Below are 24,865 nucleotides of genomic sequence, written 5' to 3'. Positions count from 1 at the left end.
CGACCTCAGGCCCGCCCGAGAAGGGCACTCCAGCGGCCGGTGAAGTCCGGGAGGGTCTTGCCCGTGGTCGCGACGTTCTCGATCACGATGCCGGGGACCCGGAGTCCGAGCACAGCGGCGGCCATGGCCATCCGGTGGTCGCCGTAGGTCCTGACGAGCTCACCGTGCAGGGGACGCGGCCGGATGATGAGTCCGTCCTCGGTCTCGTCGCAGTCGCCCCCGAGACGGGTGAGCTCGGTGCGGATCGCGGCCAGACGGTCGGTCTCGTGGCCACGCAGATGCGCGATGCCGCGCAGCTGAGAGGACGACGTGGCCAGGGCCGCAACGGCGGCCACCACGGGCGTCAGCTCGCCGACGTCGTGCAGGTCGACGTCGAGGCCGTTGACCTCGCCGGTGCCCGACACGGTCAGCCCGTCACGGCCAAGGCTCACGTCGGCACCCATCGCGTCCAGGATGTCGCGGATCGCATCGCCGGCCTGGGTCGTGAACTGCGGCCAGGCTGGGACGCGGACCGTGCCGCCGGCGACCAGCGCCGCGGCCACGAAAGGCGCGGCGTTGGACAGATCCGGCTCGACCTCGACGTCGAGCGAGTGGATCTCGGACGGCTCGACCACCCAGGTGTTGGCGTCGCCGTCGTCGACCACGACGCCGGAGTCGCGCAGCGCCTCGACGGTCATGTCGATGTGTGGCTGGGAGGGCAACGGCTTGCCCTCGTGCACGACCGTCAGCCCCTGGTCGAACCGTGCGCCTACGAGCAACAAGGCGGAGACGAACTGCGAGGACGCGGACGCGTCCATGACGATCTTGCCCCCGGCGACCCGGCCGGTGCCGTGGACGGTGAAGGGGAGCGAGGACGTACCGCCGTCCTCGATCTGAACCCCGAGCGTGCGCAGGGCCTGCAGCACCGGTCCCATGGGGCGGACGCGAGCGTGCTCGTCGCCGTCGAACGAGACCTGGCCCTGAGCCAAAGCGGCGACCGGCGGCATGAACCGCATGACCGTGCCGGCCAGCCCGCAGTCGATCTCGGCCGGCCCGTGCAGCGCGCCAGGTCGTACGAGCCAGTCGTCACCCACGTCGGTGACATCGGTGCCGACGCTGCGCAGGGCCGCTGCCATGAGGAGCGTGTCGCGCGAGCGCAGCGGCCGCCGGAGCAGGCTCTCGTCGCCGGCGAGTGCGGCGAGCACGAGATAGCGGTTGGTGAGGGACTTGCTGCCAGGGACCGCAACGGTCGCATCGAGCGGCCCGTCGGCGTATGGCGCGGGCCAGTCGGCGTCGAGGGTCGCGGTACTGGCTGGATGAGGGGGCATCAGGTGAAGGACTTCTCCGTCTGGGTGGCGAGGAGCTTGGCCTCGCGGCGTGCGGACTTGGCGGCGCGGCGAGCGCCCTTGCGGGTCTGGTCGGCGCCCTGTGCAGCGCGCCAGCGCAGGCTCGGCTTGCCGGCCGTGTCGACCGCGGCGAGGATCACGCCACCCAGGATGGCGGCGTTGCGGAAGAAGCCGGTCTTCTTGGCGGCCTTCACCGCCGGGTCGGACTCGGCCCAGAACGCCTCGTGCACATAGGTACCCGGGCCGATCAGGCCGGCGAGCAGCACGGACGCGGGACGCGGCAGCTTGCCGGAGGCGAGCAAGGTGGCACCGAGCAGCTGAGCACCGCCGACCCCGCGCACGATCAGCTCAGGATCGTTGGGTACGCCGGTCTGCTTGGCGGCCATCTCCACGAACGGCGCCAGCTCCTCGGCATGCGCCTTCGGGGTCCGGACGTTGTTCAAGCCCTCGTAGATGAAGTACGAGGCCAGCAGTGGGCGAGCCAGGCGACGGACGAGCATGTGTTGCGCTCCCTTGGTTGGGTGTCAGTCCTGACGTCCACGGTATCCCCCTGGTCGTGAGGGTGGCGGGTCCTATGCTCGCGAGCATGTGCGGTCGGTACGCCTCCAGCGCCAGCCCCGAGGACCTCATCGAGGAGTTCGACATCGATGAGGACCGGTTGCTCGACGTCACGCGCAGCGTGCTGGTCAATCCGCAGGATCCGCCGGCCGGCACGCCCGACTTCAACATGGCGCCCACCAAGCAGGCGCCCGTGGTCCTGACCCGCAGACCGCGCGGAGAGCCCGACGGCGCACCCACTCGCCAGCTGCGGCTGCTCACCTGGGGCCTGGTCCCGCCGTGGTCCAAGGACACCAAGTCGGGCCTGCGGATGATCAACGCCCGCGCCGAGGAGCTGCTCGCCAAACGGGCCTTCGCGAAGGCCGCGGTCTCCCGTCGCTGTCTGGTCCCGGCCGACGGCTGGTACGAGTGGCAGACCAGTCCTTACGTCCTGGATGCCAAGGGCAAACCGCGCAAGCAGCCATTCTTCGTCCGGCGTGGGGACGGCGACCAGCTCGCCTTCGCCGGTGTGTACGAGTTCTGGCGGGACCGGTCGAAGACCGACGACGACCCGCTGGGCTGGCTGACGTCGTACAGCATCATCACGATGGCGGCGGAGAGCGGGCTGGACCGCATCCACGACCGTCAGCCCCTCGTGATCGACCGCGACCAGTGGGCGACCTGGCTCGATCCGACGGTGACCGACCCGGATGTGGTGCAGGGCTTCCTGGAGGGCGGGCCGGCCGGACGGTTCGAGGCCTGGCCGGTCAGCACTGCGGTCAACAGCGTTCGCAACAACAGCGACGCGCTCGTTGCCCCGGTCGGTGAGGGCGAGCTCCATGGGGTTGTGGATCCGGAGACCGGCGAAGTCATCGGAGGCGAATAGCGTTGTCAGTCAAGGAGATCGAGACGCCGGTCGGTACGGCCCGTGCCTTCGTCGTGCGCGCAAAGGACCCTCGCGGGTCGGTCGTACTCAGCCATGGTGCCGGGGGTGGCATCGGAGCCAAGGACCTGGTCGCGCTCGCCGAGATCGTGGCCGAGGGCTGGACGTACGTCCTTGTCGAGCAGCCGTGGCGGGTGGCAGGCAAGCGGATCGCACCACCGCCGAAAGTCCTTGATACTGCTTGGGTTCCGATCATCGCGTCACTGACGAGCGGCCGCTGGCAGCTACCACGACCCTTCATCCAGGGCGGGCGTTCGGCGGGCGCTCGCGTTGCCTGTCGCACGGCGGTCGAGGTCGGCGCCGACGCGGTGCTCGCGCTGTCCTTCCCGCTGCATCCGCCCGGCAAGCCGGAGAAGTCGCGTGCCTTCGAGGCTCAGCTCGTGCTGGACGCCGAGCTCCCGCTGGCGATCGTGCAGGGCGACCGCGACCCGTTCGGGTCGCCGGACGACGTACGAGAGGCGTTGGGCTCGCGAGCGCACGTGTTCAGGGCGCGTGGTGACCACAGCTTCAGCAAGCACCCGGAGGACGTCGTCGACGAGGTGCGGTCCTGGCTCAACACGCTCACGCCCTAGGCATAGCCTGACGAGCATGGCGCTGACGATCGGATACAAGGCTTCTGCAGAGCAGTTCGACCCGCGTGAGCTGGTGGAGATCGCGGTCCACGCCGAGTCGGTCGGACTCGACTCCGCGTTCGCCTCAGACCACTTCCAGCCATGGCGGCACAACGGCGGCCATGCACCGCAGGCGCTGACCTGGATGGCGGCGGTGGGGGAGCGGACCGAGAGGCTGCGGCTCGGCACGTCGGTGCTGACACCGACCTTCCGCTACAACCCGGCGGTGCTCGCGCAGACCTTCGCGACGATGGGCTGTCTCTATCCCGGCCGCATCATCCTCGGCGTCGGGTCCGGCGAGGCGCTCAACGAGATCGCGGTCGGCCAGCGGGAGTGGCCGGAGTTCAAGGAGCGGTTCGGCCGGCTGCGCGAGTCGGTCCGTCTGATGCGCCGGCTCTGGAGCGAGGAGCGGGTGACCTTCGAGGGCGACTACTACCGCACCAGCGACGCGACGATCTACGACCGCCCCGACGAGCCGATCCCCGTCTACGTCGCCGCGGGTGGTCCGACGGTCGCCAAGTACGCCGGCCGCATGGGTGACGGCATGATCTGCACCTCCGGCAAGGGTCGTGAGCTGTACGCCGACCAGCTCGTCCCCGCGATGAAGGACGGCATGGAGGTCGGCAAGCGCAAGCCCGGCTCGGTGGAGCAGCTGCTCGAGGTCAAGGTCTCCTACGACACCGACCCCGAGGCGGCCCTCGAGAACACCCGCTTCTGGGCGCCGCTCTCGCTGACCGCCGAGCAGAAGCACTCGGTCCACGACCCGCAGGAGATGGAGCGCGTCGCCGACGAGCTGCCGATCGAGCAGGTTGCCTCACGCTGGATCGTCGCGTCGGAGCCGGACGCGGTGATCGAGCAGCTGAAGCCCTACATCGACCTCGGCTTCAGCCACCTGGTCTTCCACGCGCCCGGCCACGACCAGCGGCGATTCCTCAACGAGTTCTCGCGCGACGTCGTACCCCTGCTCCGCTCGCTGGTCGAGTAGGCCGAGGCGCTAGCCGAGGTCGCATCGAGACCGAGACGTTAGAGGGCCCCGCCGGCGGCGGTGGGGGCGGAGCTGTCGTTGCCCGCGTCGCCGACCTTCTCGCGGGCCAGGTGGTCCTCGATCTGGAACCAGTCCTTGCCGGCGCGCTCGGCGATGGTCAGCAGGGTGTTCATCGAGGAGACCTCCTCGACCTGCTCCTTCAGGAACCAGAGCATGAACTGCTCACCGAGGACGTCGCCCTCGACGCGAGCGGCGCGGAACAGCGCCTCGATCTGGGTGGTGACGATCTTCTCCTGCGACAGGGCGAGCGCGATCGGCTCTGTCGGTGCCTCGAAGTCACCGCGCACCTCGTCGACGCCAGGAATGGCGACGCCCCAGTCCCGGTCCAGCAGGTAACGAACGATCATCATCGCGTGATTGCGCTCCTCGACCGACTGCGCATAGAAGTGCGCGGCCAGACGGGGAAGATCGTGGTCGTCGAACCAGACGGCAATGGCGATGTATTGCTGAGAAGCAGTGAACTCGTGACGGACCTGCTCGGCGAGAAGGTCACGGAACGCGGCAGAGGTGTTGTTCTTCGAACGTGGCATGGCGGCAACGTACGACGATCGGTCGGCGCTTGTCTTCCAAGGAAAGGCACGCCGTGCCAAGGCTAGGCAGACCTCTCCTGTGGACCGACGCCGTAACCGGAGGGTGGGAATTCCTGACCCGACGGACGACGTTGAAGCCCGTGGTGCCACTAGCACCCGCTTCGTCGAACCGCAGAAGGAGCTCTCTTGCTGCTTGCCGCCTCTACGCCCACCGGGTACCGCGCGGATGTCGTCCGTTCCGGCTCTGAGAAGCCGGTCTCCGACCGAGGACTAGGCTGGTCGACGATGACAGACGAGTCCGCGTCGCCCCAGACGCCGAGCGACGGTACGCCCACAGACGACGCCCTCGTGGACGTCGCTGCGGAAACTCCTGCTGAGCGCGCTGCGCGCTTCGAGCGGGAGGCCATGCCATTCCTGGACCAGCTCTACAGCGCTGCGTTGCGTACGACGCGCAACCCGAGCGACGCCGAGGACCTGGTGCAGGAGACGTTTGCGAAGGCGTACGCCGCCTTCCACCAGTACAAGCCGGGCACCAATCTCAAGGCCTGGCTCTACCGCATCCTCACGAACACCTACATCAACGGCTATCGCAAGAAGCAGCGCCAGCCGCTGCAGTCGGATGCTGCTGAGATCGAGGACTACCAGCTGGCTCGCGCCGAGGCTCACAGCTCCAAGGGGCTGCGCTCAGCCGAGGTCGAGGCGCTGGACCACCTGCCGGACACGGACGTCAAGCGCGCCCTGCAGGAGCTCCCTGAGGACTTCCGGATGGCCGTCTACCTCGCTGACGTCGAGGGATTCGCGTACAAGGAGATCGCGGAGATCATGGACACTCCGATCGGCACCGTCATGTCGCGCCTGCACCGTGGACGCCGACAGCTGCGTGAGCTGCTCACCGACTACGCCATCGAGCGTGGCTTCATCCGTGAGGGAGCCACGTCGTGACCGAGTCAGACGTCCCGAAGGCCGGCTGCCAGGCGATCATGGACCAGATCTACGCCTATCTCGACGGCGAGCTGGACCGTCCGGCCCAGGAGCGGCTCAAGAACCACCTGCTGGACTGCCCGCCCTGTGTGGACGAGTACGAGCGCGACCTGCTGCTCAAGTCGCTCCTGCAGCGTTCCTGTGCCTGTGAACCAGCGCCGACCCAGCTGCGTGCACAGATCATGACGCGCATCTCAGTGACCGTGACGAGCGTCGAAGTGCGCAGATCTCACTAGATTCTTCCAGTGTGAACGACAGCAGCCCCCGCGGTGCCAGGCACCGGACGGGGGCTGCTGTCGTGTGACGACGACCGTGAGGTCGCCTTGCTCAAGCGTTGGGCTTCTTGCCGTGGTTTGCGGCCTTGCCCTTGCGCGAGCGGCGCTTACGGGCGCGCTTGCTCATGTGTTGCTCCCTGCTTCGTGGAACCTCGGGCGCGCCGAGGCGAACCGGCGTATTGTCCCACAAGCCGCTCCCTGGGGTACCTCCGAGCGGCTGGCTACTCCCTGGGGGGCTTCGCGATTGCCCCAGGAAGTGGCAAAATTGGTTATGGGTCTGTCGTCCGGTTGGCAGGCCCGGTTGGTCACGACCCCCTGCGTGACCGAGAGAGGATCGTCATGTCAGCCCTCCTGAGCGTTCTGCTCGGCCTCTACAGCGGCCAGATGTCCCAAGACACGATCGACTGGGGCAAGTAAGTAGGTTTGCGGTTGGAGTAACGTTTAGCGAGGAGTGCCGCGATTTCGAGCCTGGATCGACGTGTTTGGTGTTACAACGCCATCCTCTTCATTGGACTTGTCGTTGGCTCGGTCTGGGCAGCTACACGCGCAGATTGGACGCCTGATTGGCTCGTTCTCTCGACCTTGTTGCTGGCCGCGTCGGTGGCGCAACTCATGCATACGAGTACGACTCAGGGTGCATTCACGCTCTCTCTCAGGTCGATTGTCATCCTTACCGCGGTTGCGATGGTCGGCCCGGCCGGGGCTGCGGTGGTGGGGTTTCTGCCAGCCTGGCTTTCGCGCGTGTCTTTGCCAGTCGTCCGCCGCGCATTCAATGCGTCGATGAGTGGCCTTCTCGGTTTGGCCGGGGGCACTTGCTATCTGTTGTTTGGCGGTCTTGACCCGACCGATGTGCGAGGTCACGTGAGCAGCCTGCTGGGGCACATTTTGTTGCCGCTGGTCGCCTCGGCTGTAGTTATGCTGATGGTGAACGCGCCACTGCTCGCGGTGGTAGTTCGTATTTCGGCAGGCGTTCCTGTGCGAATTACGGCCATCGAAGCAATTAAGTCCGGCTGGACGATGTATCTGGGCTATGGCGTCATTGCCTTTCCTTTCGTGGTGCTCTGGGAGGTAGACGGTCTTGGCCCCGCCAGCCTCCTTCTGGTGCTCGCCCCCCTGGCCCTTGCGCAATGGACAATTTCGCAGCAGGTGGCCGAGCAGCAGGTGCACTACCGGACAGTGGAGACGCTGGTAGCGGCTGTCGAAGCGCGACACCCCACGACGAAAGGACTGAGCGAAGCCACAGCGGCAGTCGCGGGCTTGATCGGTGACGAGATGAGGCTTCGCCCAAGCCAAGGCGAGGCTCTGCGATTTGCTGCGACTCTCCACAATGTCGGTCTTGTCGCACCATCGACGCGGGCGCGAAATGTGGACGGGCGGATCGCGCCACAACAGATGCAGGACGTTCTTCGCCACCCGGAGCAGGGAGTGGCCATGCTTCGCGACATCACCTTCCTGTCCAAGAGTGTCGACGCGATCCGCCACCACCATGAGCGCTGGGATGGCCGCGGATATCCGGGCGGTTTGGCTGGCTCTGACATTCCACTGCTGGCCCGCGTCATTGCAGTCTCCGACGCCTTCATTGCGAGCACGCGTGGCCCTGCGGGACTCTCGACCGAAGACGCAATGACGGTCCTCCGTCTGCGGGCGGGAACTCAGCTCTGTCCTGGTTGTGTTGACGCCCTGGAGCGCGTCGCCTTAAAAGGTCGTCTCGACGCGGTCGTTCCAATTCTGACGGCCGCACCGGGCGGTGCGGATCACGACGACCCAGCGGTGTCTGATCTCCTGGCGTCGATGAACGCGATGCCTGTGGAGGTGCTCGCTTGAGCGAGCAGCCGTTACGGCCTGCTGGCGCTGCTGCGTCCGCGTTCCTCAATGGACTGGCCGGCGTCGTAGTGATCGTCAGCGTGACCAGTCTGATTGTCAGACAGGACACCCTCCCGGCCGGTTCATGGCTGCTGGCAGGATGCTGCTTCATCGTCATGTTCGGTGGCGAACTGCTCCGATTGGGTGGTCTCGGGGCGCGAGGGCTTTCTCCGATTGCTGTAGCAGGCGCATTGTCGTTTGCGCTGGCGAGCGAACTTCCTGGGCAATCGCATCTGCAATACGATGCCGCGTTCGTCGTGGTGGTTGCCTTTCTCGCCCTCGTGCTCGGTGTGGTGGTCCAGGCGTGGCACGGCGATGACCGGATTGTGCACTCTGCATATGCAGTGCGGATTCTGATGATTGGCATCGTCGCTCTCCTCTTTCGGCAGATCGGAGTGCGTAACGGCTCGCCTCTGGCTGATATGGGTCCTGCCTGGGCGGAAGAGCGGTGGAGGATGGTGGCAGCGATGGTCGCTGTCGCTCTCTTTGCCCATGGCGTCGAACTCGTGGTTCACGTCACTCTGCGCAGCCTGCGAGACGAACGGTCTTGGCCCACACTGCTGCGGGAGGACCTTGTCGAGATGGTGCCAACTTCGTTGGCAGCGATATCTACCGGCGTCGTCATTGCTCTTGGACTACGGACTCTGCATGTCTTCGCGATTCCGTTGTTCATGGTCCCGCTACTCCTCATGCGCTTCGCCATGCAGCGGCAACAGCGCACGCAAACGGCGAGGCGCGAGACGATCGCCGCCCTATCCCGGATGACTGATCTTGCGGGATACACGCGGCCCGGCCACTCGGGTCGTGTCTCGAAGTTGTGCGTTGCCGTCGGTAGCCACCTTCACCTCGCTGACCGGGACCTGAAGGAGCTCGAGAGTGCCGCGCTGCTGCATGACATCGGCCAGGTCACGTTGCGGGATCCGATTCCCGCGGGCGCGACGGTTGAGGCCGCTCCCTTGGACCAGGAGCGCATCGCTCACGACGGTGCTGAGATCGTGCGCCGTACTGGTGCCAAGGGAGTGATGGTGCAGATTCTCGAACAGCAGGCTGTGCCGTTTAGGCACATGGTGGAGCAAAACGAGCCCCAGCTCATGCAGGCACGAATCCTCAAGGTCTGCAACGCCTTCGATGACTTCAGCCATGGTGACCCAGATCGACGTCAGGCGGCATTGCAACGCCTTCGCCTCGGTCTCGGGTATGAGTACGACCCCCAGGTGGTTGACGCCCTTACCGAGGTCACGGCGCGGAGTCTTACCGCAGTCTGAGACGTTCGGTTGCCTATCGACCTGATGACCGGGATGGTGTGATGTGAACGGGCACGCATCGAGCGTGCGAGGGGTTGGGGGATCGATGTTGGCCACTAAGCAAGGGCTGGTTGGGGAACGAGATGTCGCGCCCATTGACGTGATCCGGGCGGTTACTGGTGCGGCTGCGCAGGGCCGAGGCATCTTGCGGCCACCTGCAGAGCTCGAATCGTTGGCCGATCGCCGGGTGGAGGACGCCCCAGGGATTGAGGGGGTCTGGCTCGGGCCCGACGAGACAAGGAATGGGCTGGCCGGCCTGGAGAGATCGTGCGCTCATACGGTCGAGAGCGCGCTCCCGGATGCGGTCCAATTCGTACCTGAGCAGAGTCGTGAGCTTCATGTCCGCAGCTCGGCGAAGGGAGTGCGAGGCCGATCGGTGCGAGGGAGCATCTCGCCGGATCTGCTGTGCACAGCGTCGGCTTGTCCTTGCAATGGGATAGGTGAGTACTACGGCGACCAGGCGCACATTCACCTGGGTGTGTTCGCCATTGATCGACGCCTCGCGCTCGTCCGGGTGCCACTGAATGCAGCCGGAGTGAGCTACATCGTGACTGCTGATCGAGTGGTTGTGCAGAATGTCGTGACCTTGATCGATCGCATCGTCGCCTCGAGCATGCCGGTTCAGTTGCGGGACCGGCGCAGGCCGCTGAAGCCGACGTTGCGGCAGCTACGGATCTTGCACTTGATGACGTACGGCATGACGGACGAGAAGATTGCGTCCGAGCTCAAGATCACCAGCCGCACCATCAGGTCAGCGGTAGCCGATCTCTACACGATGTTCGAGGTACAGAGCCGGTTCGAGCTCGGCATCGCCTATCAGCGGTGGGTCAATGGCCATTGAGAGCAGTAGTGTGTCGCCCCTCGACAGGGTGCGTTCCGTGCTGGCAAGGGCTGTCGCCGGCGACCCGAACTCTCTGACCGACGAGGACTGCCGCGTACTCCAGCAGCGATCTGGCGTCTTCTCGCCAGGTATTGAAGCAGTGTGGCTGAGCGAAGACAATATGCGCGGCATGAGGGCGTTGGAAACAAGCTGCCAGCACACTGTCGAAGGGGCTTCCTATGCCTCGTTCATGTACACAACTGACGAGGTTCTAGCGATGCACCGACGATCAGCTGATCGCGGTGTTCGAGGTTCTACGGTTTGTGCACATATTACGCCTGACGTTCTTTGTCAGTCGGGCTTGTGCGACTGCGGCGGCGAGGACTTTCGCGGCGAGCGACCGGGACTGCCGCTGAGCGTGATGCTCATTGACGACAGCATCGTCCGTCTTCGAGTGACGGGACAGGGAGAGGAGATTGCCGCGGTTGTGGTTGTTGACCGTCAGACAACCAACCTGGCTCGTTCGTACATCCGGGGTGCGCGAGAGACGAGTATGCCGGTCCAGTTTCGGGATCGACGGAGGGCGTTGAAGCCAACGTTGAGGCAGCTACGGATCTTGCACCTGATGACGTACGGCATGACGGACGAGAAGATTGCGTCCGAGCTCAAGATCACCAGCCGCACCGTCAGGTCAGCGGTGGCCGATCTCTACACGATGTTCGAGGTGCAGAGCAGGTTCGAGCTGGGCATCGCGTATCGGCGCTGGATGGACGGTCACTGATCTCGGGCAGGTAACGGCAGAAGGTTCGAGCGCCATAGCGCTCGAACCTTCTGCAGCTGTAAAACGACCGGGTCGGTCAGGCGGGCTTACCGTCCGGCGGGACACCGTCGTACGGGTCGGCGTCGTAACGCTGCACCCGTGGGTCGTCGGAGTCGACGAAGTAGTCCGCCTTGCGGGTCTCGTCGACACCTTCAGGCGCCTTGGCCGCGCGCAGCACGAACGTCAGCACCACCGAGACGATCACGTTGATCGCGAACGCCGTAAGCGCGATGTAGCCGAGCTCGCCGATCACCGGGATCGTGTCGGTCGACCCACCGAAGTGCTTGGTCGCCGGGCTCTTGATGCCGTACGCCTGCCACGTCCCGTAGATCATCGCGACCGCCCAACCGGCCAGCAGCGCCCATCGGTGCAGCCAGCGCGTGTAGAGGCCGACCACGATCGCGGGGAACGTCTGCAGGATCCAGATGCCGCCGAGGAGCTGGAAGTTGATTGCGTTCTGCTTGTCCATCGTGAAGACGAACAGCAGGGCGAACAGCTTCACCACCAACGACGTCAGCTTGGAGACCTTGGCCTCCTCAGCGGGCGTCGCGTTGGGGCGGATCCATTCCTTGTAGATGTTGCGCGTGAACGTGTTGGCCGCCGCGATGGACATGATCGCCGCTGGCACGAGCGCACCAATCGCTATGGCTGCGAACGCAACTCCCGTGAACCAGTCCGGGAACTGGTCCTCGAACAGCTGCGGTACGACGAGCTGGGCGTTGGGCTTGCCGTCCAGTCCGATCGGCTTGGTTCCGGCCGCGATTGCGACCCAACCGAGCAGCGCCAGGAGCGCCAGCACGAACGAGTACGCCGGCAGGATCGAGGCGTTGCGGCGGATCGTCGTACGGCTCTTGGACGACAGCACCGCGGTGATCGAGTGCGGGTACATGAATAGCGCCATCGCTGAGCCGAAGGCGAGGGTGACGTACGCCCATTGCGCCTTGGGGCCCACGGTGTCGACGAACGGTGCAGCAGGCCCGTAGCCCGGCTTGGACGGCTTCGGCGGGACCTCGGTCTTGGCGTGCACGGCGTCGAAGATGTGGCTCCAGCCGCCGACCTTCGAGGGCAGGTAGATGATCGCGACGATGATCACCAGGTAGATCAGGATGTCCTTGACGAAGGCGATGACCGCCGGCGCGCGCAGGCCGCTGGAGTAGGTGTAGGCCGCGAGCACCGCGAACGCGATCAGCAGCGGGAGGTCCTTGGCCAGCCAGTTGTCGCTGCCGCCGACACCGGCCACCTCGAGGACGGCCTGGATGCCGACCAGCTGCAGCGCGATGTAGGGCATCAGGGCCACGAAGCCGGTGATCGAGATCGCCAGCGAGAGCGAGCGCGAGCCGTAGCGACCGCGGACGAAGTCCGCCGAGGTCACGTAGCCGTGTCGGTGGCTGATCGACCACAGCCGCGACATGAAGAAGAAGATGATCGGGTAGGCGAGGATCGTGTAGGGCACCGCGAAGAAGCCGGCCACCGCACCCGCGCCGAACATTGCGGCCGGGACGGCCACGAACGTGTAGGCCGTGTAGAGGTCACCGCCCAGCAGGAACCAGGTGATCCAGGTGCCGAACGACCGGCCACCCAGACCCCACTCGTCGAGGGACTCCATCGAGTCGGCGCGCCGCCAGCGGGAGGCCATGAAGCCCATCACCGTGACGATGAGGAACAGCACGATCAGGATCGTGAGGGCGACGCCATTGACGCCGTTGCCGGGAGTCGAGGGCTCAGGTGCCATCGGGAGCTGTGCGTACATCAGCGGTCATCCTCCGCATCGAGCGAGGCGGACGTGCGCATCGGCACGTGCGGGCGGGCCTTCTTGACCAGCGAGTAGGCGGCCATCGTGCACGCGGAGCACAGGAAGACCCACATCAGCTGGTACCAGACGAAGAACGGGAATCCCCACAGCTCGGGGTCCTTCTTGGCGTACCAGCCCACCGGGGTGAGAGCCAGCATGGGGATCAGCAGCAAGATGCCCGCGAACCAGAGCAGACCGGTGTTCGCCGGTGGCGCCTGGTCGGGGTTCTCGTGATCAGACACCGCAACCTCCGATGACGGGCGGGCCGGTCCGGCCCGCGGGAACGGACCGACGCTATCGGTCCGTGACGGTCGTCACAGGGCTTTCAGGTGAGTGACATGGCCAGCCGGGCAAGGCGTACGACAGGGGCCCGCTCAGGCGCATGAGAAGGGCCCGTCCTGGAGTGCTGGACGGGCCCTTCTCGTGGACTACGGGAGATCAAGCAGCCTGCTTGGTCTCCTTGAAGATGCGGGCGATCTCGTCGATCTTCGCAAGCAGGTCGTCGGCGGTCTTGACGTCCCAGCTGGCCTTGGTGCCACCGGCGCCCGCGAGCTTGGTGGCCTCGTTGACCAGCGTGTGCAGCTCGGGGTACTTCTCGAAGTGCGGCGGCTTGAAGTAGTCGGTCCACAGCACCCAGAGGTGGTGCTTGACCAGCTCGGAGCGCTGCTCCTTGATGATCGCAGCCCGGATCTTGAAGTCCTGGTCGTCCGGCTTCTCGGCAACCTTCTGCAGGATCGCCTTGACCGACTCGGCCTCGATGCGAGCCTGCGCCGGGTCATAGACGCCGCAGGGGAGGTCGCAGTGCGCGCTGACCTCAATCGTGGGTGCGAACAAACGCTTCAGCATGTCTCAGATCCCTTTCGCGCGTATGTGGCCGTGCCTTGGCAACGTACCCCTCCGGAGGCGAGCCGAATCGGCTGGCCAGCGCATATGCGACTCGGTCGCATGTGCTTTAGGGAAGGCGGGGGAGACGGGTGAGGACACGAGCGCGTACGGCCTCTGCTGGCAGCGCGTCCACCGTCCAGGAGTCGACGCCCTCGCCCGGGTTGTCGCACTCGATCCACCACCCGTCGCCGTCGCGTCGGGTGACCCGTTTGACCGCCATCGGGCGCGGCCCGTCGGGTCCCGGTGGCAGCTGGACGAGATGCGCGCGGCCCGGGACGACGCGCCCGTCGTACAGCACGATAAGGCGGTCGCCGTCCCGGTAGGTCGGCAGCATCGAGCGTCCGCGAACGACCGCGATGCCGAGCTGCACCCGCGTCAGTCCTCCGGATCGGCCGTAGCCGAACCCGCGTGCAGCGGGTCGATGACGGCCTCGCGGCGGTGCTCCTCGTCGGAGTGCAGCCGACTGAGGAACGACTTGGTGCGCTCGTGCTGCGGGTTGTTGATGACGTCCTTGGGATCGCCGGACTCCACGACCACACCCGCGTCCATGAAGACGACGCGGTCGGCGACCTCACGGGCGAAGGCCATCTCGTGGGTCACCACGAGCATCGTCATGCCCTCCTGCGCGAGCTCGCGCATGACCGCGAGCACCTCGCCGACCAGCTCCGGGTCGAGCGCCGACGTCGGCTCGTCGAAGAGCATCAGCTTGGGACGCATAGCGAGCGCACGAGCGATCGCGACGCGCTGCTGCTGGCCACCGGACAGCTGGGCCGGGTAGTGGTCGCACTTGTCGCCCAGGCCGACGCGCTCGAGCAGCTCGAGGGCGGCGGCGTGGCTCTCCTTCTTGCCGACGCCCTTGACCTGGACCGGGCCCTCCTTGACGTTCTGGATCGCCGTCATGTGGGGGAACAGGTTGAACCGCTGGAACACCATGCCGATCTCACGACGCTGCGCAGCGATGCGCTTGTCGTGCAGCCGGTGCAGACGGCCGCCCTTGTCCTCGTAGCCCATCAGATCGCCGTCGACCCAGATGCGGCCGCCATTGATCGTCTCGAGCTGGTTGACGCAACGCAGGAAGGTGGTCTTGCCCGAACCGGACGGTCCGAGCAGGCAGACGACCTCGCCCTCGTGCACGTCCAGGTCGATGCCCTTGAGGACCTCGTTGCCGTGAAAAGCCTTGGTGACATTGAGTGCTCGGACGAGAGGTACGCCTGGGGCCCGGCTCTCGTCGTACGTCACCTCAGTGGTGTCGGTCATCAGTGAATCCCTCCGCGGCCGGCGCCGGTGATGCCCAGCATCTTCGCTTTGAGTGCGCTCCGCTCGGACGTGGAGCCGAAGCCACGACCGTAGTGACGCTCGAGGAAGTACTGGCCGATCATCAGCACGGTGCACACGATGAGGTACCAGAAGAATCCGGCCATGTAGGCGCCCATGATGCGGCCGGTGTTGTTGGAGACCTGGCTGATCTGGAACCAGAGCTCCATGCTGATCGGCACCGCAACCAGCAGCGAGGTGTCCTTGACCATCGAGATCGTCTCGTTGCCGGTGGGCGGCACGATCACACGCATCGCCTGAGGCAGCACGACCCGGCGCATCGTCTTGCCCGGTGACATGCCGATGGCCTGGGCGGCCTCGGACTGGCCCTTGTCGACCGACATGATGCCGGCGCGTGCGATCTCGGCCATGTAGGCCGCCTCGGACAGGCCGAGGCCGATGATGCCGACCCAGATGCCGGTCGACAGGCTGTTGACGTTGATGCTGCCGATGGTCAGGTCGGAGGAGAGTCCGAACCAGCTCGCGATCTGCTGTCCGAACGGCACACCCAGGTCGAGCTTCGGGTAGAGATAGCCCGCACCTGTGCCGAGCATGACCAGGAAGACCAGCCGTGGGATGGCACGGAAGAACCAGGTGTAGACGAACGCGACGCCCTTGAGCAGCGGGTTCTCGGACAGGCGCATGATCGCCAAGGTGATGCCGCCGACGACACCGATGATCATGGCGCCGATGGTCACGGCGACAGTGCCCTTGATCAGACCTTCGAGGACTGGGTTGAACTTCATCACCTTGGGGACGAAGGACCAGTCCCACCGGTCGTTGGTGACGAAAGAGCTGATCATCATCGCAATCAGCACGGCGATGATCGCGACGATCACCCAGCGCCACGGGTGCGGCACCGGCCGAGCATCGATCTTGCCGGGGCGTTCCCCGGTCTCGATGGGAGTAGCCATCAGGGGTTGACGGCGAAGTTGCTGATCGAGCCGCCCTCGGTCTTCCACTTCTTGAGGATCGCGTCGTAGCTGCCGTCGGCCTTGATCGCCTTCAGTCCCTCGACCAGCACGTTGCCGAACGCCGTCTGGCCCTTGGGCAGCGCGAATCCGTAGGGGGCGCTGTCGTAGTTCTGGCCGACCAGCTGCAGCTTGCCGCCGTTCTTGGTCACGGCGTCGACGGACACCGGCAGGTCAGCGGCCATGCCGTCGGCGCGGCCCGACACCAGGTCGGTCGTCGCCTTGACCTGGGCATCCTCGATGAGCAGCTTGAGGCCGGGCTTGCCGCCAGCCTTGCAGGTGGCACTGCGCTTGTTGAGGTCAGTGATCTGGACCGTGCCCTTCTGGACCGAGATCGTCTTGCCACAGGCGTTGGCCGGGTCGAGCTTCTTCGGGTTGCCCTTGGCGGTGACCCACTGGGTGCCGGCCGAGAAGTAGCTGACGAAGTCGACCTGCTGCTTGCGCTCGGGGTTGATCGTGAGCGAAGAGACCGCCATGTCGTACTTCTTGGACTTCACACCGAGCACGATCGAGTCGAAACCGGCGTTCTGGTACTTCATCTTCAGACCCAGCTTGCCCGCGACGGCGTTGAGGATCTCGATGTCCATGCCCTCGATGGTCTTGCCGTCGGTCCCGAAGTACTCGTTGGGTGGGTACGACGCATCGGTCGCGACGTTGAGCGTGCCCTTGGCCTTGATGTCAGCGGGCACCTTGTCGGCGAGGGAGGCGTTCTTGGTGACGCTGGCCGTCGGGCCGGCTGGTGCGGACGTCTTGTCGCCACCGGTGTCGAGGCTGTCGGAGCCGCATCCGGCGAGAGCAAGAGCGAAGATCGCAGCGGAGGCGCCGGTGATGGCGCCGTACCGGCGGGTGGGGCGAGACGACATGAGGGTTTTCCTTCCGAGCGGCGTCCTGCAGACGGGGGCATCCTGCCACCGAGTGGCGCCGACCACGGCCAGGCCCTCCCGAAAGTGACGCCACCGTGACCGGTCGAGGCGGCTCCTCAGGAGGCGATCATCGAAGGTCGTAGCACGCTGAACCCGGCCCGACGGCGCGCGGCCGGCCGGCCCTGTCGGGCACTCGGGCGACCGAACGCCTGACTCGAGCCAGCTGCACGGTTCGAAAGATCATCGCTCGGACCGATGCCGCTCGGTGCGACGCGCGGCGAGGGGAGTCTGGTGCGCGGCGTGGCGGAGTCCACGCGGCGTCAGATGCAGGTCGCGCCCACGGCAGGCGAGCCCCACGGAGCCTTGAGGCATCACGAATCTCCTTGTCGGATCACGGATCTCACGGTTGTCATCGCTGGTCCCGCGCCGCCTGCCGGACCTCTTCACGAGCCCGGGCGATCGCCTCAAGCACCACACGTCGTACGTCGTCGCTCACTCGGGATCCGCGCGAGAGCTGACGTACCTCCCGACCGAGGTCGTGCAGCGCACGCTCGATGTCGACCGTCATCTTCCGGTTGTCCGTGAACTCGGAGGAACTGACCGGTTGTGCGGTTCGCCGGGCGTCCTTGGCAGCCTGCTTGAGCTCGGCCCGTAGGTCCGCCGCACCGCCGCGAACACGGTCGCGCACCTCGTCGGCCAGCCGTTGGGCGGACAGCTCCAGGTCGTGCTCGAGGTCTCCGAGGTCGTGCTGCCGGTCGGCGACCTCGGCGCGTCCGGCGTCGGTGATGGCGTACATCGCCTTGCGTCCCTCGTCCGTCCTGGTGACCAGCCCCTCCTCCTCGAGCTTGGCCAGGCGCGGATAGACCGTGCCGGCACTCGGCGTGTAGAGACCGTCGAAGCGCTGCTCGAGGTCGCGCATCACCTCATAGCCGTGCCGCGGGCCGTCGGCGAGCAGGGCGAGGACGTACAGGCGCAGCTGGCCATGGGCGAAGACCGGGCTCATACCGATCCCTCCGGCGTGTCCTGCGGCTCGTCCTGCGGCGCCGGGCTGTCCTGAGGTGCGCTCAGGATGACGACGTCGCCCGAGACCGAGGTCGCCTTGAGCGACAGCGCCCCGTTGCCCTCGCGTAGGGTGCCGCCGCGCCGTCCGGAGCCGTCGTTCAGCTCGCGACCGTCGACGATCGCCGCGCCGCTCATCGTGCTGACCGTGACGTCGTAGCCGCCGTTGACCGGCACCCGCACCGTGACATCGCCCGAGACTGAGTTGCTCCCGATGGTGGTGCGCCCGTTGTTGAGGTCCAGCGTGATGTCGCCGCTGACCGAGTTGAGCTTGATCGGGTCGAGCGAGCTGTCGTGCACCGTGATGCCGCCTGAGACCGTCGTCGCCTTGAGCTGCCCCTGCAGGCCGTGCGCCTCGATGACACCCGAGACGGTGTTGACATCGACGGTGCCCACGAGGTCATCCGTGGTGACCTCGCCGCTGACCGTGTTGATCTTGGTCGGCGCGTGGATGCCACTGACCACCGCGTCCGCGCTGACTGTCGAGACCGAGGCCGTCGCGTCGCGCGGGATGGAGACGCTGATCCAGGCCTTCTGACGCTGGAAGCCCTTGCCCAGACCCTTGAGGGTCTCCCAAAGGTTCGAACCCTCCGTCTTGACGTGCAGGATCTTGACCTTGCGTCCGTCCCAGCTCACCTTGAGCGGCTGGCCGACCACGTCGTGCACCTCGATACGCGCGGTGGGGGAGTCGTCATGCGTGACGACATCGACGTGGCCGCCGATCATCCCGATCGTCAGCGCCCTCACCCGTTCGTGCTCGCCGCCGATGTCCATGACCCGCGGCCCGTCGATCTCCCACTTCTCCGACATGCTCTCTCCCTGTTCGCCCGTTAACGCGATGTATCGCGTCTTCGAGAGACGATATATCGCGTCTGTGGCCAGGTCAAGATATATCGCGTCTTGGGTAGGCGGAAGGAGAGGTGTCAGGAGAGGCGGCGGAGCGTCGGTAGGGACCCCCTCCGCGCAGCCGCCGGAGGCGAGGGATCTCGTACGGCTGGGCCACGAGGCCGTACGAACTGGGCGCGCTACAGCGCGAGCCACTCCTGCCACCCGGCGTGCAGCACCAGCCAGGCGATCAAGCCGTAGCCGGCCTGGCCCGGGTGCAGACCGTCACCGGCGGAGAGGTCGGCCTGCCACTGCTCGTGCCCGAGCAACGGCCGGTAGCAGTCGACGTAGGTGACGCGCCGCCGCGAGCAGACATCCGCCTGGGCGTCGACGAGTACCTCGAGGCGGCTGTTGAGGTCGGGGTCGCTGGTCGGAGGAGGGCCGACCACGTAGGTCGCGATGCCTGTGGTCGCAGCCTCGTCGAGGATGTTGGCCAGGTTGAGGCGTGACCGGGCGGTAGTCATGCCCTGGTCGATGTCGTTGGTGCCGAAGCTGACGACGAGACGCTTCTCGTTGCTCTGGGTCCATCGGGGTGCCGTCTCGGTGCGCCAGCGTCCGAGGACATCGGTCGAGCTCTCGCCGCGGACACCCAGGTTGTAGGACGCCAGCTCGGACTCGCCGACCGTGGTCCGGGCGATGACTCGTGACACCCAGCCGAGCGCCTTGGGGTCGCCGAGCCCGGCCACCAACGAGTCGCCGATGAAGCAGAGGCCGATCTGACGTGGGCCATCGCCCACCGAGAACTCGGCGCTCGGGGTGAAGTCGGGCTCACTGCCCTCGTGTGGGTAACTCATACGTTCGGGTGCCTCGTCACTCGTCGTCGTCCAGCCGGGCGAGCCAGGTCGCCAGCCGCTCCACCGGGGTCTCGAGCTCAGGATTCAGGTCGACGAACGTCCGCAGCTGATCAGCCAGCCACGAGAGGGTGACCTGCTCATCGCCACGACGGCCGGCGAGCTCCTCGATCCCTCGGTCGGTGAAATACACACTCGGAGGCTATCGCGCGGGGGCTCCCCGGCCGCGACGCCAGGCCGATCAGGAGGCGGGGATGTCGCGCTGCCAGGTCTCGGTCCGGTAGGCCGTCTTCCAGCCCATCGACTGGTAGAGCCCATCCGCACCAGTCGGTGAGTCGGCGTCCACCTCGAGACCCACGCGGTTGCGCCCGCGCTCTGCCGCATCGCGAATCACCGTGCGCAGCAACGCTTTTGCCACACCGCGACCGCGCGCGCGACGGTGAACTCCGATGTAGTCGATGTAGCTGCCCTCGAAGCCGCCGGCGTCCTCGGGCAGCACCGATCCCACGACGGCTCCGGCGAGCTCAGGCCCGCCCTCGCCCTCAACAGTGGCCAGCCACCAGTGGTCCCAACGGTGACCGGGGTCCTCGCGGAGCCGCGCGACGAACTCCGGGAAGCTCTCGCGGTAGGAGTTGAAGTGGTCGGCGAAGGACTCCTCGAGCACGAGATGTACGCCCCTGACGTCCTCCGCGACCGGCAGCCCGTCCTCGTGCTGAGCCACCCGGCGTACGACCACACCGGCGCGCGGTGCCGGGAAGGCATCCTCGGACGCCTCCTCCGCGCTCACCGGCCGGGACATCTGCAACCAGGTGCGGGTACGACGCAGGCCGGCCTCGGTCAGCCATCGCGCCTGCCGCTCGTCCCCAGCGATCGCGGACGCATCCAGGAGCGTCGACTCCTGGTCGCGTTCGCGGGCGACCTCCTGGGCCGTCTCGCAGGCCCAGCGGAAGAGCGAGCCGGCGAGCCGGTCACCGACCTGGACGTCGGGCCCGACGGTGACGGCGATGCTCGTGCGCCCGGCGGCGCGGTCATGCACCGTCGCCCACGCCTGGATCTGCTGGTCAGCATCGGTCACCACGAGGTGGCGACGTGTCCAGGAGCCGGTGCCGATGACCTCGGAGTGCACGGCGTCGGCGTCGACGCTGCTGCTGCCCTTGATCCACCGCTGGTGACCGGCGAGCAGGGCGACGAGCGCAGGAACGTCTTCAGGAACAGGGGCGCGGGCAGCCCAGCCGGGTGGTACCTCGAGAGCCGGACCACCCGGCTGGGAACTGTCCATCGATCAGCGCTCGAACGCCGCGCACATGAGCTCGGCCTGCTGCGCCTGGTGCTTGCGCGGCGAGCCGGATGCGGGCGAGGCGGACGCCGCTCGGGACACGACGCGCAGCGAACGCTTCTCGCCCTGCGCGACCAGCAGGTCCGGCAGGTTGAGGGCCATGAACGGCCAGGCGCCCTGGTTCTTGGGCTCGTCCTGCACCCACACCAGCTCGGCGTTCGGGTAATTCTTGACCGCGTCCGCGATCTCGGCCGCCGGGATCGGTGCCAGCTGCTCGACGCGCACGATCGCCGTGGTCTGGTCCTCGAGCCTGGTGCGCTCAGCCTCCAGGTCGTAGACGATCCGGCTCGAGGCCAGCAGCACTCGAGTGACCTTGTCAGACGGCACCGTGGTGTCGGGGATGACCGGCCGGAACGTGCCGCTGGTGAAGTCGTCCGGTGACGACGTCGCCGCCTTGAGGCGCAGCAGCTGCTTGGGCGTGAAGACGATCAACGGGCGGCGCGGACGGGCGTACGCCTGGCGTCGCAGCAGGTGGAAGTAGGACGCCGGGGTGCTCGGGTAGGCGACCGTCATGTTGTCCTCCGCGCACATCGACAAGAAGCGCTCGATGCGAGCCGAGGAGTGGTCGGGACCCTGACCCTCGTAGCCGTGCGGCAGCAGCAGCACGACCGACGAACGCTGGGCCCACTTCTGCTCCGAGGAGGAGATGAACTCATCGATGATCGACTGGGCGCCGTTGGCGAAGTCGCCGAACTGCGCCTCCCACAGCACGAGCGCGTCGGGGCGCTCGACGGAGTAGCCGTACTCGAAGCCCATCGCGGCGAACTCCGACAGCAGCGAGTCGTAGACCCAGAACCAGGCCTGCCCGTCGGACAGGTAGCGCAGGGGAGTCCACTCGGCGCCGGTCTTCTTGTCGATCAGCACCGAGTGGCGCTGCACGAAGGTGCCACGCCGGGTGTCCTGACCGGTCAGCCGGACGGGGGTGCCGTCGACCAGCAGTGAGCCCAGGGCCATCAGCTCGCCCATCGCCCAGTCGATGCCACCCTCGCTGGTCATCGCCGCACGGCGGTCCATCAGCTGCTTGAGCTTGGGGTGCAGCGTGAAGCCCTCAGGCGGGTTGACCCAGGTGTCGCCGAGCAGCTTGAGGTCGCGAGCCGAGATGGCGGTGCCGCGCGTGGTCTGCTGCCAGCCGCGCCGGTCGTCCTCCTCCTGCGCCGACGGACGCTCCAGGCCGCCGTGGCCCTCGGCATCGGTGCCGGTGCTGGCATCGGGCTTGGCCGGCGCCGCGGCCTCGGCGGCGGCCTGCTTGCGCGCCTCCTTGGTCTCGACGAAGACCCGCTCGAGCTGCTGCTGGTAGTCCTTCAGCGCAGCCTCGGCGTCCTCGACCGAGATGTCGGCGCGACCGATCAGGGCCTCGGTGTAGAGCTTGCGGACGCTGCGCTTGGCCTCGATGAGGTTGTACATCAGCGGCTGCGTCATCGAGGGGTCGTCGCCCTCGTTGTGACCACGGCGGCGGTAGCACACCATGTCGATGACGACGTCCTTGTGGAACTTCTGGCGGAACGCGTAGGCCAGCTCGGCCACCCGGACGCACGCCTCGGGGTCGTCACCGTTGACGTGGAAGATCGGTGCCTGCACCATCCGGGCCACGTCGGTCGAGTAGGTCGAGGAGCGCGACGCGGAGGGCGCGGTGGTGAACCCGACCTGGTTGTTGACGACGATGTGGATCGTGCCGCCGGTGCGGTAGCCGCGCAGCTGGCTCAGGTTGAGCGTCTCGGCGACGACTCCCTGACCGGCGAACGCCGCGTCACCGTGCATCAGGATCGGCAGCACGGTGAACGCTGTGCCGGCCAGGTTGATGCGGTCCTGCTTGGCGCGCGCGATGCCCTCGAGCACCGGGTCGACCGCCTCCAGGTGGGACGGGTTGGCCGCGAGGTAGACCTTGGTCTTGTTGCCCTCGTCGGAGACGAACTCGCCCTCGGTGCCGAGGTGGTACTTCACGTCGCCGGAGCCCTGCACGGACTTGGGGTCCTGCTGGCCCTCGAACTCACGGAAGATCTGGCCGTACGACTTGCCCGCGATGTTGGCGAGCACGTTGAGGCGGCCGCGGTGCGGCATGCCGATGCAGACCTCGTCCATCTTCTCGTCGGCCGCGTGGGACAGGATGCGGTCGAGCAGTGCGATGACCGACTCGCCGCCCTCCAGGCTGAAGCGCTTCTGGCCGACGTACTTGGTCTGCAGGAACGTCTCGAACGCCTCAGCAGCGTTGAGCTTGCGCAGGATCCGCAGCTGGTCCTCAGGGGACTCCTTGGCGTACGGCTTCTCGACCTTGTCCTGGATCCAGGTCCGCTCGGCCGGGTCCTGCATGTGCATGTACTCGATACCGACGGTGCGGCAGTAGGAGTCGCGCAGGATGCCCAGGATCTTGCGCAGCTTCAGGAACGGCTGACCGCCGAAACCGCCTGTGGGGAAGCTGCGGTCCAGGTCCCAGAGGGTCAGCCCGTGGGTGGTGATGTCGAGGTCGTAGTGCTTGCGCTGCTTGTACTCCAGCGGGTCGGTGTCAGCCATCAGGTGACCGCGTACGCGATAGGCGTGGATGAGCTCCTGGACGCGCGCGACCTTGTTGATGTCGTCGTCGTGGGTGACGGAGATGTCCTGCACCCAGCGAATCGGCTCATAGGGGATGCGCAGCGCCGCGAAGATCTCGTCGTAGAAACCCTCCCCGCCGAGCAGCTGCTGGTGCACCCGGCGCAGGAACTCGCCCGAGACCGCACCCTGGATGATGCGGTGGTCGTAGGTCGAGGTCAGCGTGAGGATCTTGCTGACGGCGTTGCGGGTCAGGTGCTCCTCGCTGGCGCCCTGCCACTCGGCCGGGTACTCCAGCGCACCGACGCCGATGATCGCGCCGGCGCCCTTCATCAGGCGCGGCACCGAGTGGTTGGTGCCGATGCCGCCCGGGTTGGTGAGGCTGATCGTGGTGCCGGCGTAGTCGTCGATGGTGAGCTTGCCGGTGCGCGCCTTGCGCACCATGTCCTCGTACGCCGTCCAGAACTGGGCGAAGTCCATCTTCTCGGCGCCCTTGATGCTGGGCACCACGAGGGTGCGCGTGCCGTCGTCCTTCTGGAGGTCGATCGCCAGGCCGAAGTTGATGTGGCCGGGCTTGAGCAGCTGCGGCTTGCCCTTCTCGTCGGTGCCGAGCGCGTAGTTCATCTCCGGCATGTCCTTCAACGCCTTGACGATGGCGTAGCCGATGAGATGCGTGAAGCTCACCTTGCCGCCGCGACTGCGGGACAGGTGGTTGTTGACGACGATGCGGTTGTCGATCAGCAGCTTGGCCGGGACGGCGCGCACGCTCGTCGCGGTCGGGACCTCGAGGCTGTCCTCCATGTTGGTGACGATGCGTGCAGCGACGCCACGCAGCGGCACGGACTCGGAGGCGCTGACGTTTTCGACCGGCTCGACGGAGGTGCTGAAGCCGTCGCGCGGGGTCAGGCGGCTCGCGATGACCTCGGCCTTGGCCGGGTCGGGCTGGCCGGGTGCGGTGTGGTCGACGAGCTCGGGCTGCTCCGGCGTGACGTCGCTCGCCGGGATGTTCTCGGCAGCGGCCGACTCCGGCGCTCCGGCGGGCGCCTGCGCGGCGGGCACCGCCTTCGGCGTCGGGGCGCTCGCGGGCTCCTGCGCAGGCGCGGCCGCTGGTGTGGCGGGAGCAGGAGCGGGCGGCGTCGCAGCAGCCGGCGCGGACGCACCGTTGCTCGGCGTGGGCGCCGGCTTGCCGTTGGGCGAGGACCCCTCGGGCTGGTAGTCCGCGAAGAACTCCCACCACGCCTCGTCCACGGAGTTCTTGTCGGTGAGGTACTGCTGGTAGAGCTCGTCCACTAGCCACTCATTCGGGCCGAAGGCCGCGAGTGGGTCGCCGCTGGAGGACTGAGATGACACGCGGATGCGCCTCTTTCGTGCGTCGATTCTGATGCGTCG

At 66.7% G+C, this 24,865-nt stretch carries 26 protein-coding genes; 9 read left to right on the top strand and 17 right to left on the bottom strand.

Annotation, left to right across the window (positions count from 1 at the left end):
- Nucleotides 1-5: 5 nt before the first annotated feature.
- Both aroA and VV02_RS19790 read right to left on the bottom strand, forming a co-directional pair.
- Nucleotides 6-1,307: a 3-phosphoshikimate 1-carboxyvinyltransferase gene (gene aroA, locus VV02_RS19795; protein WP_052594336.1), complete on the bottom strand. Its 1,302-nt coding sequence runs from the start codon at nucleotides 1,305-1,307 to the stop codon at nucleotides 6-8.
- Nucleotides 1,307-1,825 carry a DoxX family protein gene (locus tag VV02_RS19790; RefSeq protein WP_052594335.1) on the bottom strand — a complete coding sequence of 173 codons (519 nt, stop codon included), beginning with the start codon at nucleotides 1,823-1,825 and terminating at the stop codon, nucleotides 1,307-1,309. The genes aroA and VV02_RS19790 overlap by 1 nt, the downstream gene beginning before the upstream one ends.
- An 86-nt stretch (nucleotides 1,826-1,911) precedes the next feature.
- On the opposite strand from VV02_RS19790, the gene VV02_RS19785 reads away from it, so the two are divergent.
- The 3 genes from VV02_RS19785 to fgd are packed head-to-tail and all read left to right on the top strand — an operon-like array spanning nucleotide 1,912 to nucleotide 4,401.
- A complete protein-coding gene (locus VV02_RS19785) occupies nucleotides 1,912-2,748 on the top strand; it encodes an SOS response-associated peptidase (protein ID WP_052597306.1) in 837 nt (278 codons plus the stop codon).
- 2 nt (nucleotides 2,749-2,750) lie between these two features.
- A complete protein-coding gene (locus tag VV02_RS19780; RefSeq protein ID WP_052594333.1) occupies nucleotides 2,751-3,377 on the top strand; it encodes an alpha/beta hydrolase family protein in 627 nt (208 codons plus the stop codon).
- A 16-nt stretch (nucleotides 3,378-3,393) separates the two neighbouring features.
- Entirely contained in the window at nucleotides 3,394-4,401 is a 1,008-nt protein-coding gene (gene fgd, locus VV02_RS19775; protein ID WP_052594331.1) for a glucose-6-phosphate dehydrogenase (coenzyme-F420), read from the top strand.
- A gap of 38 nt (nucleotides 4,402-4,439) precedes the next feature.
- Here fgd and VV02_RS19770 read toward each other — a convergent pair whose 3' ends face one another.
- A complete protein-coding gene (locus VV02_RS19770) occupies nucleotides 4,440-4,991 on the bottom strand; it encodes a ferritin (RefSeq protein ID WP_052594329.1) in 552 nt (183 codons plus the stop codon).
- 285 nt (nucleotides 4,992-5,276) lie between these two features.
- On the opposite strand from VV02_RS19770, the gene VV02_RS19765 reads away from it, so the two are divergent.
- Both VV02_RS19765 and rsrA read left to right on the top strand, forming a co-directional pair.
- The gene (locus VV02_RS19765; protein ID WP_052594328.1) at nucleotides 5,277-5,933 is read left to right on the top strand and encodes a sigma-70 family RNA polymerase sigma factor; all 657 of its coding nucleotides are present in this window, start codon (nucleotides 5,277-5,279) and stop codon (nucleotides 5,931-5,933) included.
- A complete protein-coding gene (rsrA, locus tag VV02_RS19760) occupies nucleotides 5,930-6,208 on the top strand; it encodes a mycothiol system anti-sigma-R factor (RefSeq protein ID WP_245633139.1) in 279 nt (92 codons plus the stop codon). Before VV02_RS19765 ends, rsrA begins: the two co-directional genes overlap by 4 nt.
- A gap of 91 nt (nucleotides 6,209-6,299) precedes the next feature.
- Here rsrA and VV02_RS27470 read toward each other — a convergent pair whose 3' ends face one another.
- Complete coding sequence (locus VV02_RS27470; protein ID WP_370670776.1) at nucleotides 6,300-6,374, bottom strand: 50S ribosomal protein bL37; 75 nt, start codon at nucleotides 6,372-6,374, stop codon at nucleotides 6,300-6,302.
- A gap of 653 nt (nucleotides 6,375-7,027) precedes the next feature.
- Here VV02_RS27470 and VV02_RS19755 point away from each other — a divergent pair.
- From VV02_RS19755 to VV02_RS26140, 4 genes are all read left to right on the top strand, one after another.
- Nucleotides 7,028-8,071 (top strand): HD-GYP domain-containing protein, encoded by a 1,044-nt coding sequence (locus tag VV02_RS19755; protein ID WP_169787724.1) that lies wholly within the window; start codon nucleotides 7,028-7,030, stop codon nucleotides 8,069-8,071.
- Nucleotides 8,068-9,375 carry an HD-GYP domain-containing protein gene (locus tag VV02_RS19750; RefSeq protein ID WP_157063476.1) on the top strand — a complete coding sequence of 436 codons (1,308 nt, stop codon included), beginning with the start codon at nucleotides 8,068-8,070 and terminating at the stop codon, nucleotides 9,373-9,375. The genes VV02_RS19755 and VV02_RS19750 overlap by 4 nt, the downstream gene beginning before the upstream one ends.
- Before the next feature lie 574 nt (nucleotides 9,376-9,949).
- On the top strand, nucleotides 9,950-10,255 hold the full coding sequence (locus VV02_RS26725) for a LuxR C-terminal-related transcriptional regulator (protein WP_169787723.1): 306 nt from the start codon (nucleotides 9,950-9,952) through the stop codon (nucleotides 10,253-10,255).
- Nucleotides 10,245-11,015, top strand: a complete 771-nt coding sequence (locus VV02_RS26140; protein WP_083450306.1) for a helix-turn-helix transcriptional regulator — start codon at nucleotides 10,245-10,247, stop codon at nucleotides 11,013-11,015. Before VV02_RS26725 ends, VV02_RS26140 begins: the two co-directional genes overlap by 11 nt.
- Before the next feature lie 76 nt (nucleotides 11,016-11,091).
- On the opposite strand, the gene mctP is transcribed toward VV02_RS26140, so the two are convergent.
- From mctP to VV02_RS19680, 13 genes are all read right to left on the bottom strand, one after another.
- Nucleotides 11,092-12,804 carry a monocarboxylate uptake permease MctP gene (gene mctP, locus VV02_RS19735; RefSeq protein ID WP_083450305.1) on the bottom strand — a complete coding sequence of 571 codons (1,713 nt, stop codon included), beginning with the start codon at nucleotides 12,802-12,804 and terminating at the stop codon, nucleotides 11,092-11,094.
- Complete coding sequence (locus VV02_RS19730; protein ID WP_218917446.1) at nucleotides 12,804-13,088, bottom strand: DUF3311 domain-containing protein; 285 nt, start codon at nucleotides 13,086-13,088, stop codon at nucleotides 12,804-12,806. Before VV02_RS19730 ends, mctP begins: the two co-directional genes overlap by 1 nt.
- A 196-nt stretch (nucleotides 13,089-13,284) precedes the next feature.
- Nucleotides 13,285-13,692 carry a superoxide dismutase, Ni gene (gene sodN / locus VV02_RS19725; RefSeq protein WP_052594319.1) on the bottom strand — a complete coding sequence of 136 codons (408 nt, stop codon included), beginning with the start codon at nucleotides 13,690-13,692 and terminating at the stop codon, nucleotides 13,285-13,287.
- A gap of 106 nt (nucleotides 13,693-13,798) precedes the next feature.
- Entirely contained in the window at nucleotides 13,799-14,101 is a 303-nt protein-coding gene (locus VV02_RS19720) for a S24 family peptidase (protein ID WP_083450304.1), read from the bottom strand.
- 5 nt (nucleotides 14,102-14,106) lie between these two features.
- Entirely contained in the window at nucleotides 14,107-14,988 is an 882-nt protein-coding gene (locus VV02_RS19715) for an amino acid ABC transporter ATP-binding protein (RefSeq protein ID WP_052594317.1), read from the bottom strand.
- Nucleotides 14,988-15,959, bottom strand: a complete 972-nt coding sequence (locus VV02_RS19710) for an amino acid ABC transporter permease (RefSeq protein ID WP_052594315.1) — start codon at nucleotides 15,957-15,959, stop codon at nucleotides 14,988-14,990. The genes VV02_RS19715 and VV02_RS19710 overlap by 1 nt, the downstream gene beginning before the upstream one ends.
- Nucleotides 15,959-16,879 (bottom strand): ABC transporter substrate-binding protein, encoded by a 921-nt coding sequence (locus VV02_RS19705; protein ID WP_052594313.1) that lies wholly within the window; start codon nucleotides 16,877-16,879, stop codon nucleotides 15,959-15,961. The genes VV02_RS19710 and VV02_RS19705 overlap by 1 nt, the downstream gene beginning before the upstream one ends.
- A 409-nt stretch (nucleotides 16,880-17,288) precedes the next feature.
- The gene (locus VV02_RS19700; protein ID WP_052594311.1) at nucleotides 17,289-17,882 is read right to left on the bottom strand and encodes a PadR family transcriptional regulator; all 594 of its coding nucleotides are present in this window, start codon (nucleotides 17,880-17,882) and stop codon (nucleotides 17,289-17,291) included.
- Nucleotides 17,879-18,748, bottom strand: coding sequence for a DUF4097 family beta strand repeat-containing protein (locus VV02_RS19695; RefSeq protein ID WP_052594309.1), 870 nt, complete (start codon nucleotides 18,746-18,748; stop codon nucleotides 17,879-17,881). The genes VV02_RS19700 and VV02_RS19695 overlap by 4 nt, the downstream gene beginning before the upstream one ends.
- A 215-nt stretch (nucleotides 18,749-18,963) precedes the next feature.
- A complete protein-coding gene (locus VV02_RS19690) occupies nucleotides 18,964-19,617 on the bottom strand; it encodes a DUF459 domain-containing protein (protein ID WP_052594306.1) in 654 nt (217 codons plus the stop codon).
- Nucleotides 19,618-19,633: 16 nt separating this feature from the next.
- Complete coding sequence (locus VV02_RS26720) at nucleotides 19,634-19,807, bottom strand: DUF6104 family protein (RefSeq protein ID WP_169787722.1); 174 nt, start codon at nucleotides 19,805-19,807, stop codon at nucleotides 19,634-19,636.
- A 48-nt stretch (nucleotides 19,808-19,855) separates the two neighbouring features.
- The gene (locus VV02_RS19685; RefSeq protein ID WP_052594304.1) at nucleotides 19,856-20,893 is read right to left on the bottom strand and encodes a GNAT family N-acetyltransferase; all 1,038 of its coding nucleotides are present in this window, start codon (nucleotides 20,891-20,893) and stop codon (nucleotides 19,856-19,858) included.
- Between the two features lie 3 nt (nucleotides 20,894-20,896).
- Entirely contained in the window at nucleotides 20,897-24,826 is a 3,930-nt protein-coding gene (locus VV02_RS19680; RefSeq protein WP_052594302.1) for a multifunctional oxoglutarate decarboxylase/oxoglutarate dehydrogenase thiamine pyrophosphate-binding subunit/dihydrolipoyllysine-residue succinyltransferase subunit, read from the bottom strand.
- Between the last annotated feature and the right edge of the window lie 39 nt (nucleotides 24,827-24,865).

Source organism: Luteipulveratus mongoliensis, from assembly GCF_001190945.1.
Lineage (GTDB): Bacteria > Actinomycetota > Actinomycetes > Actinomycetales > Dermatophilaceae > Luteipulveratus > Luteipulveratus mongoliensis.
The sequence above is the reverse complement of the archived record's forward strand: the minus strand, read 5'-3'. Positions and strand labels throughout refer to the sequence as shown.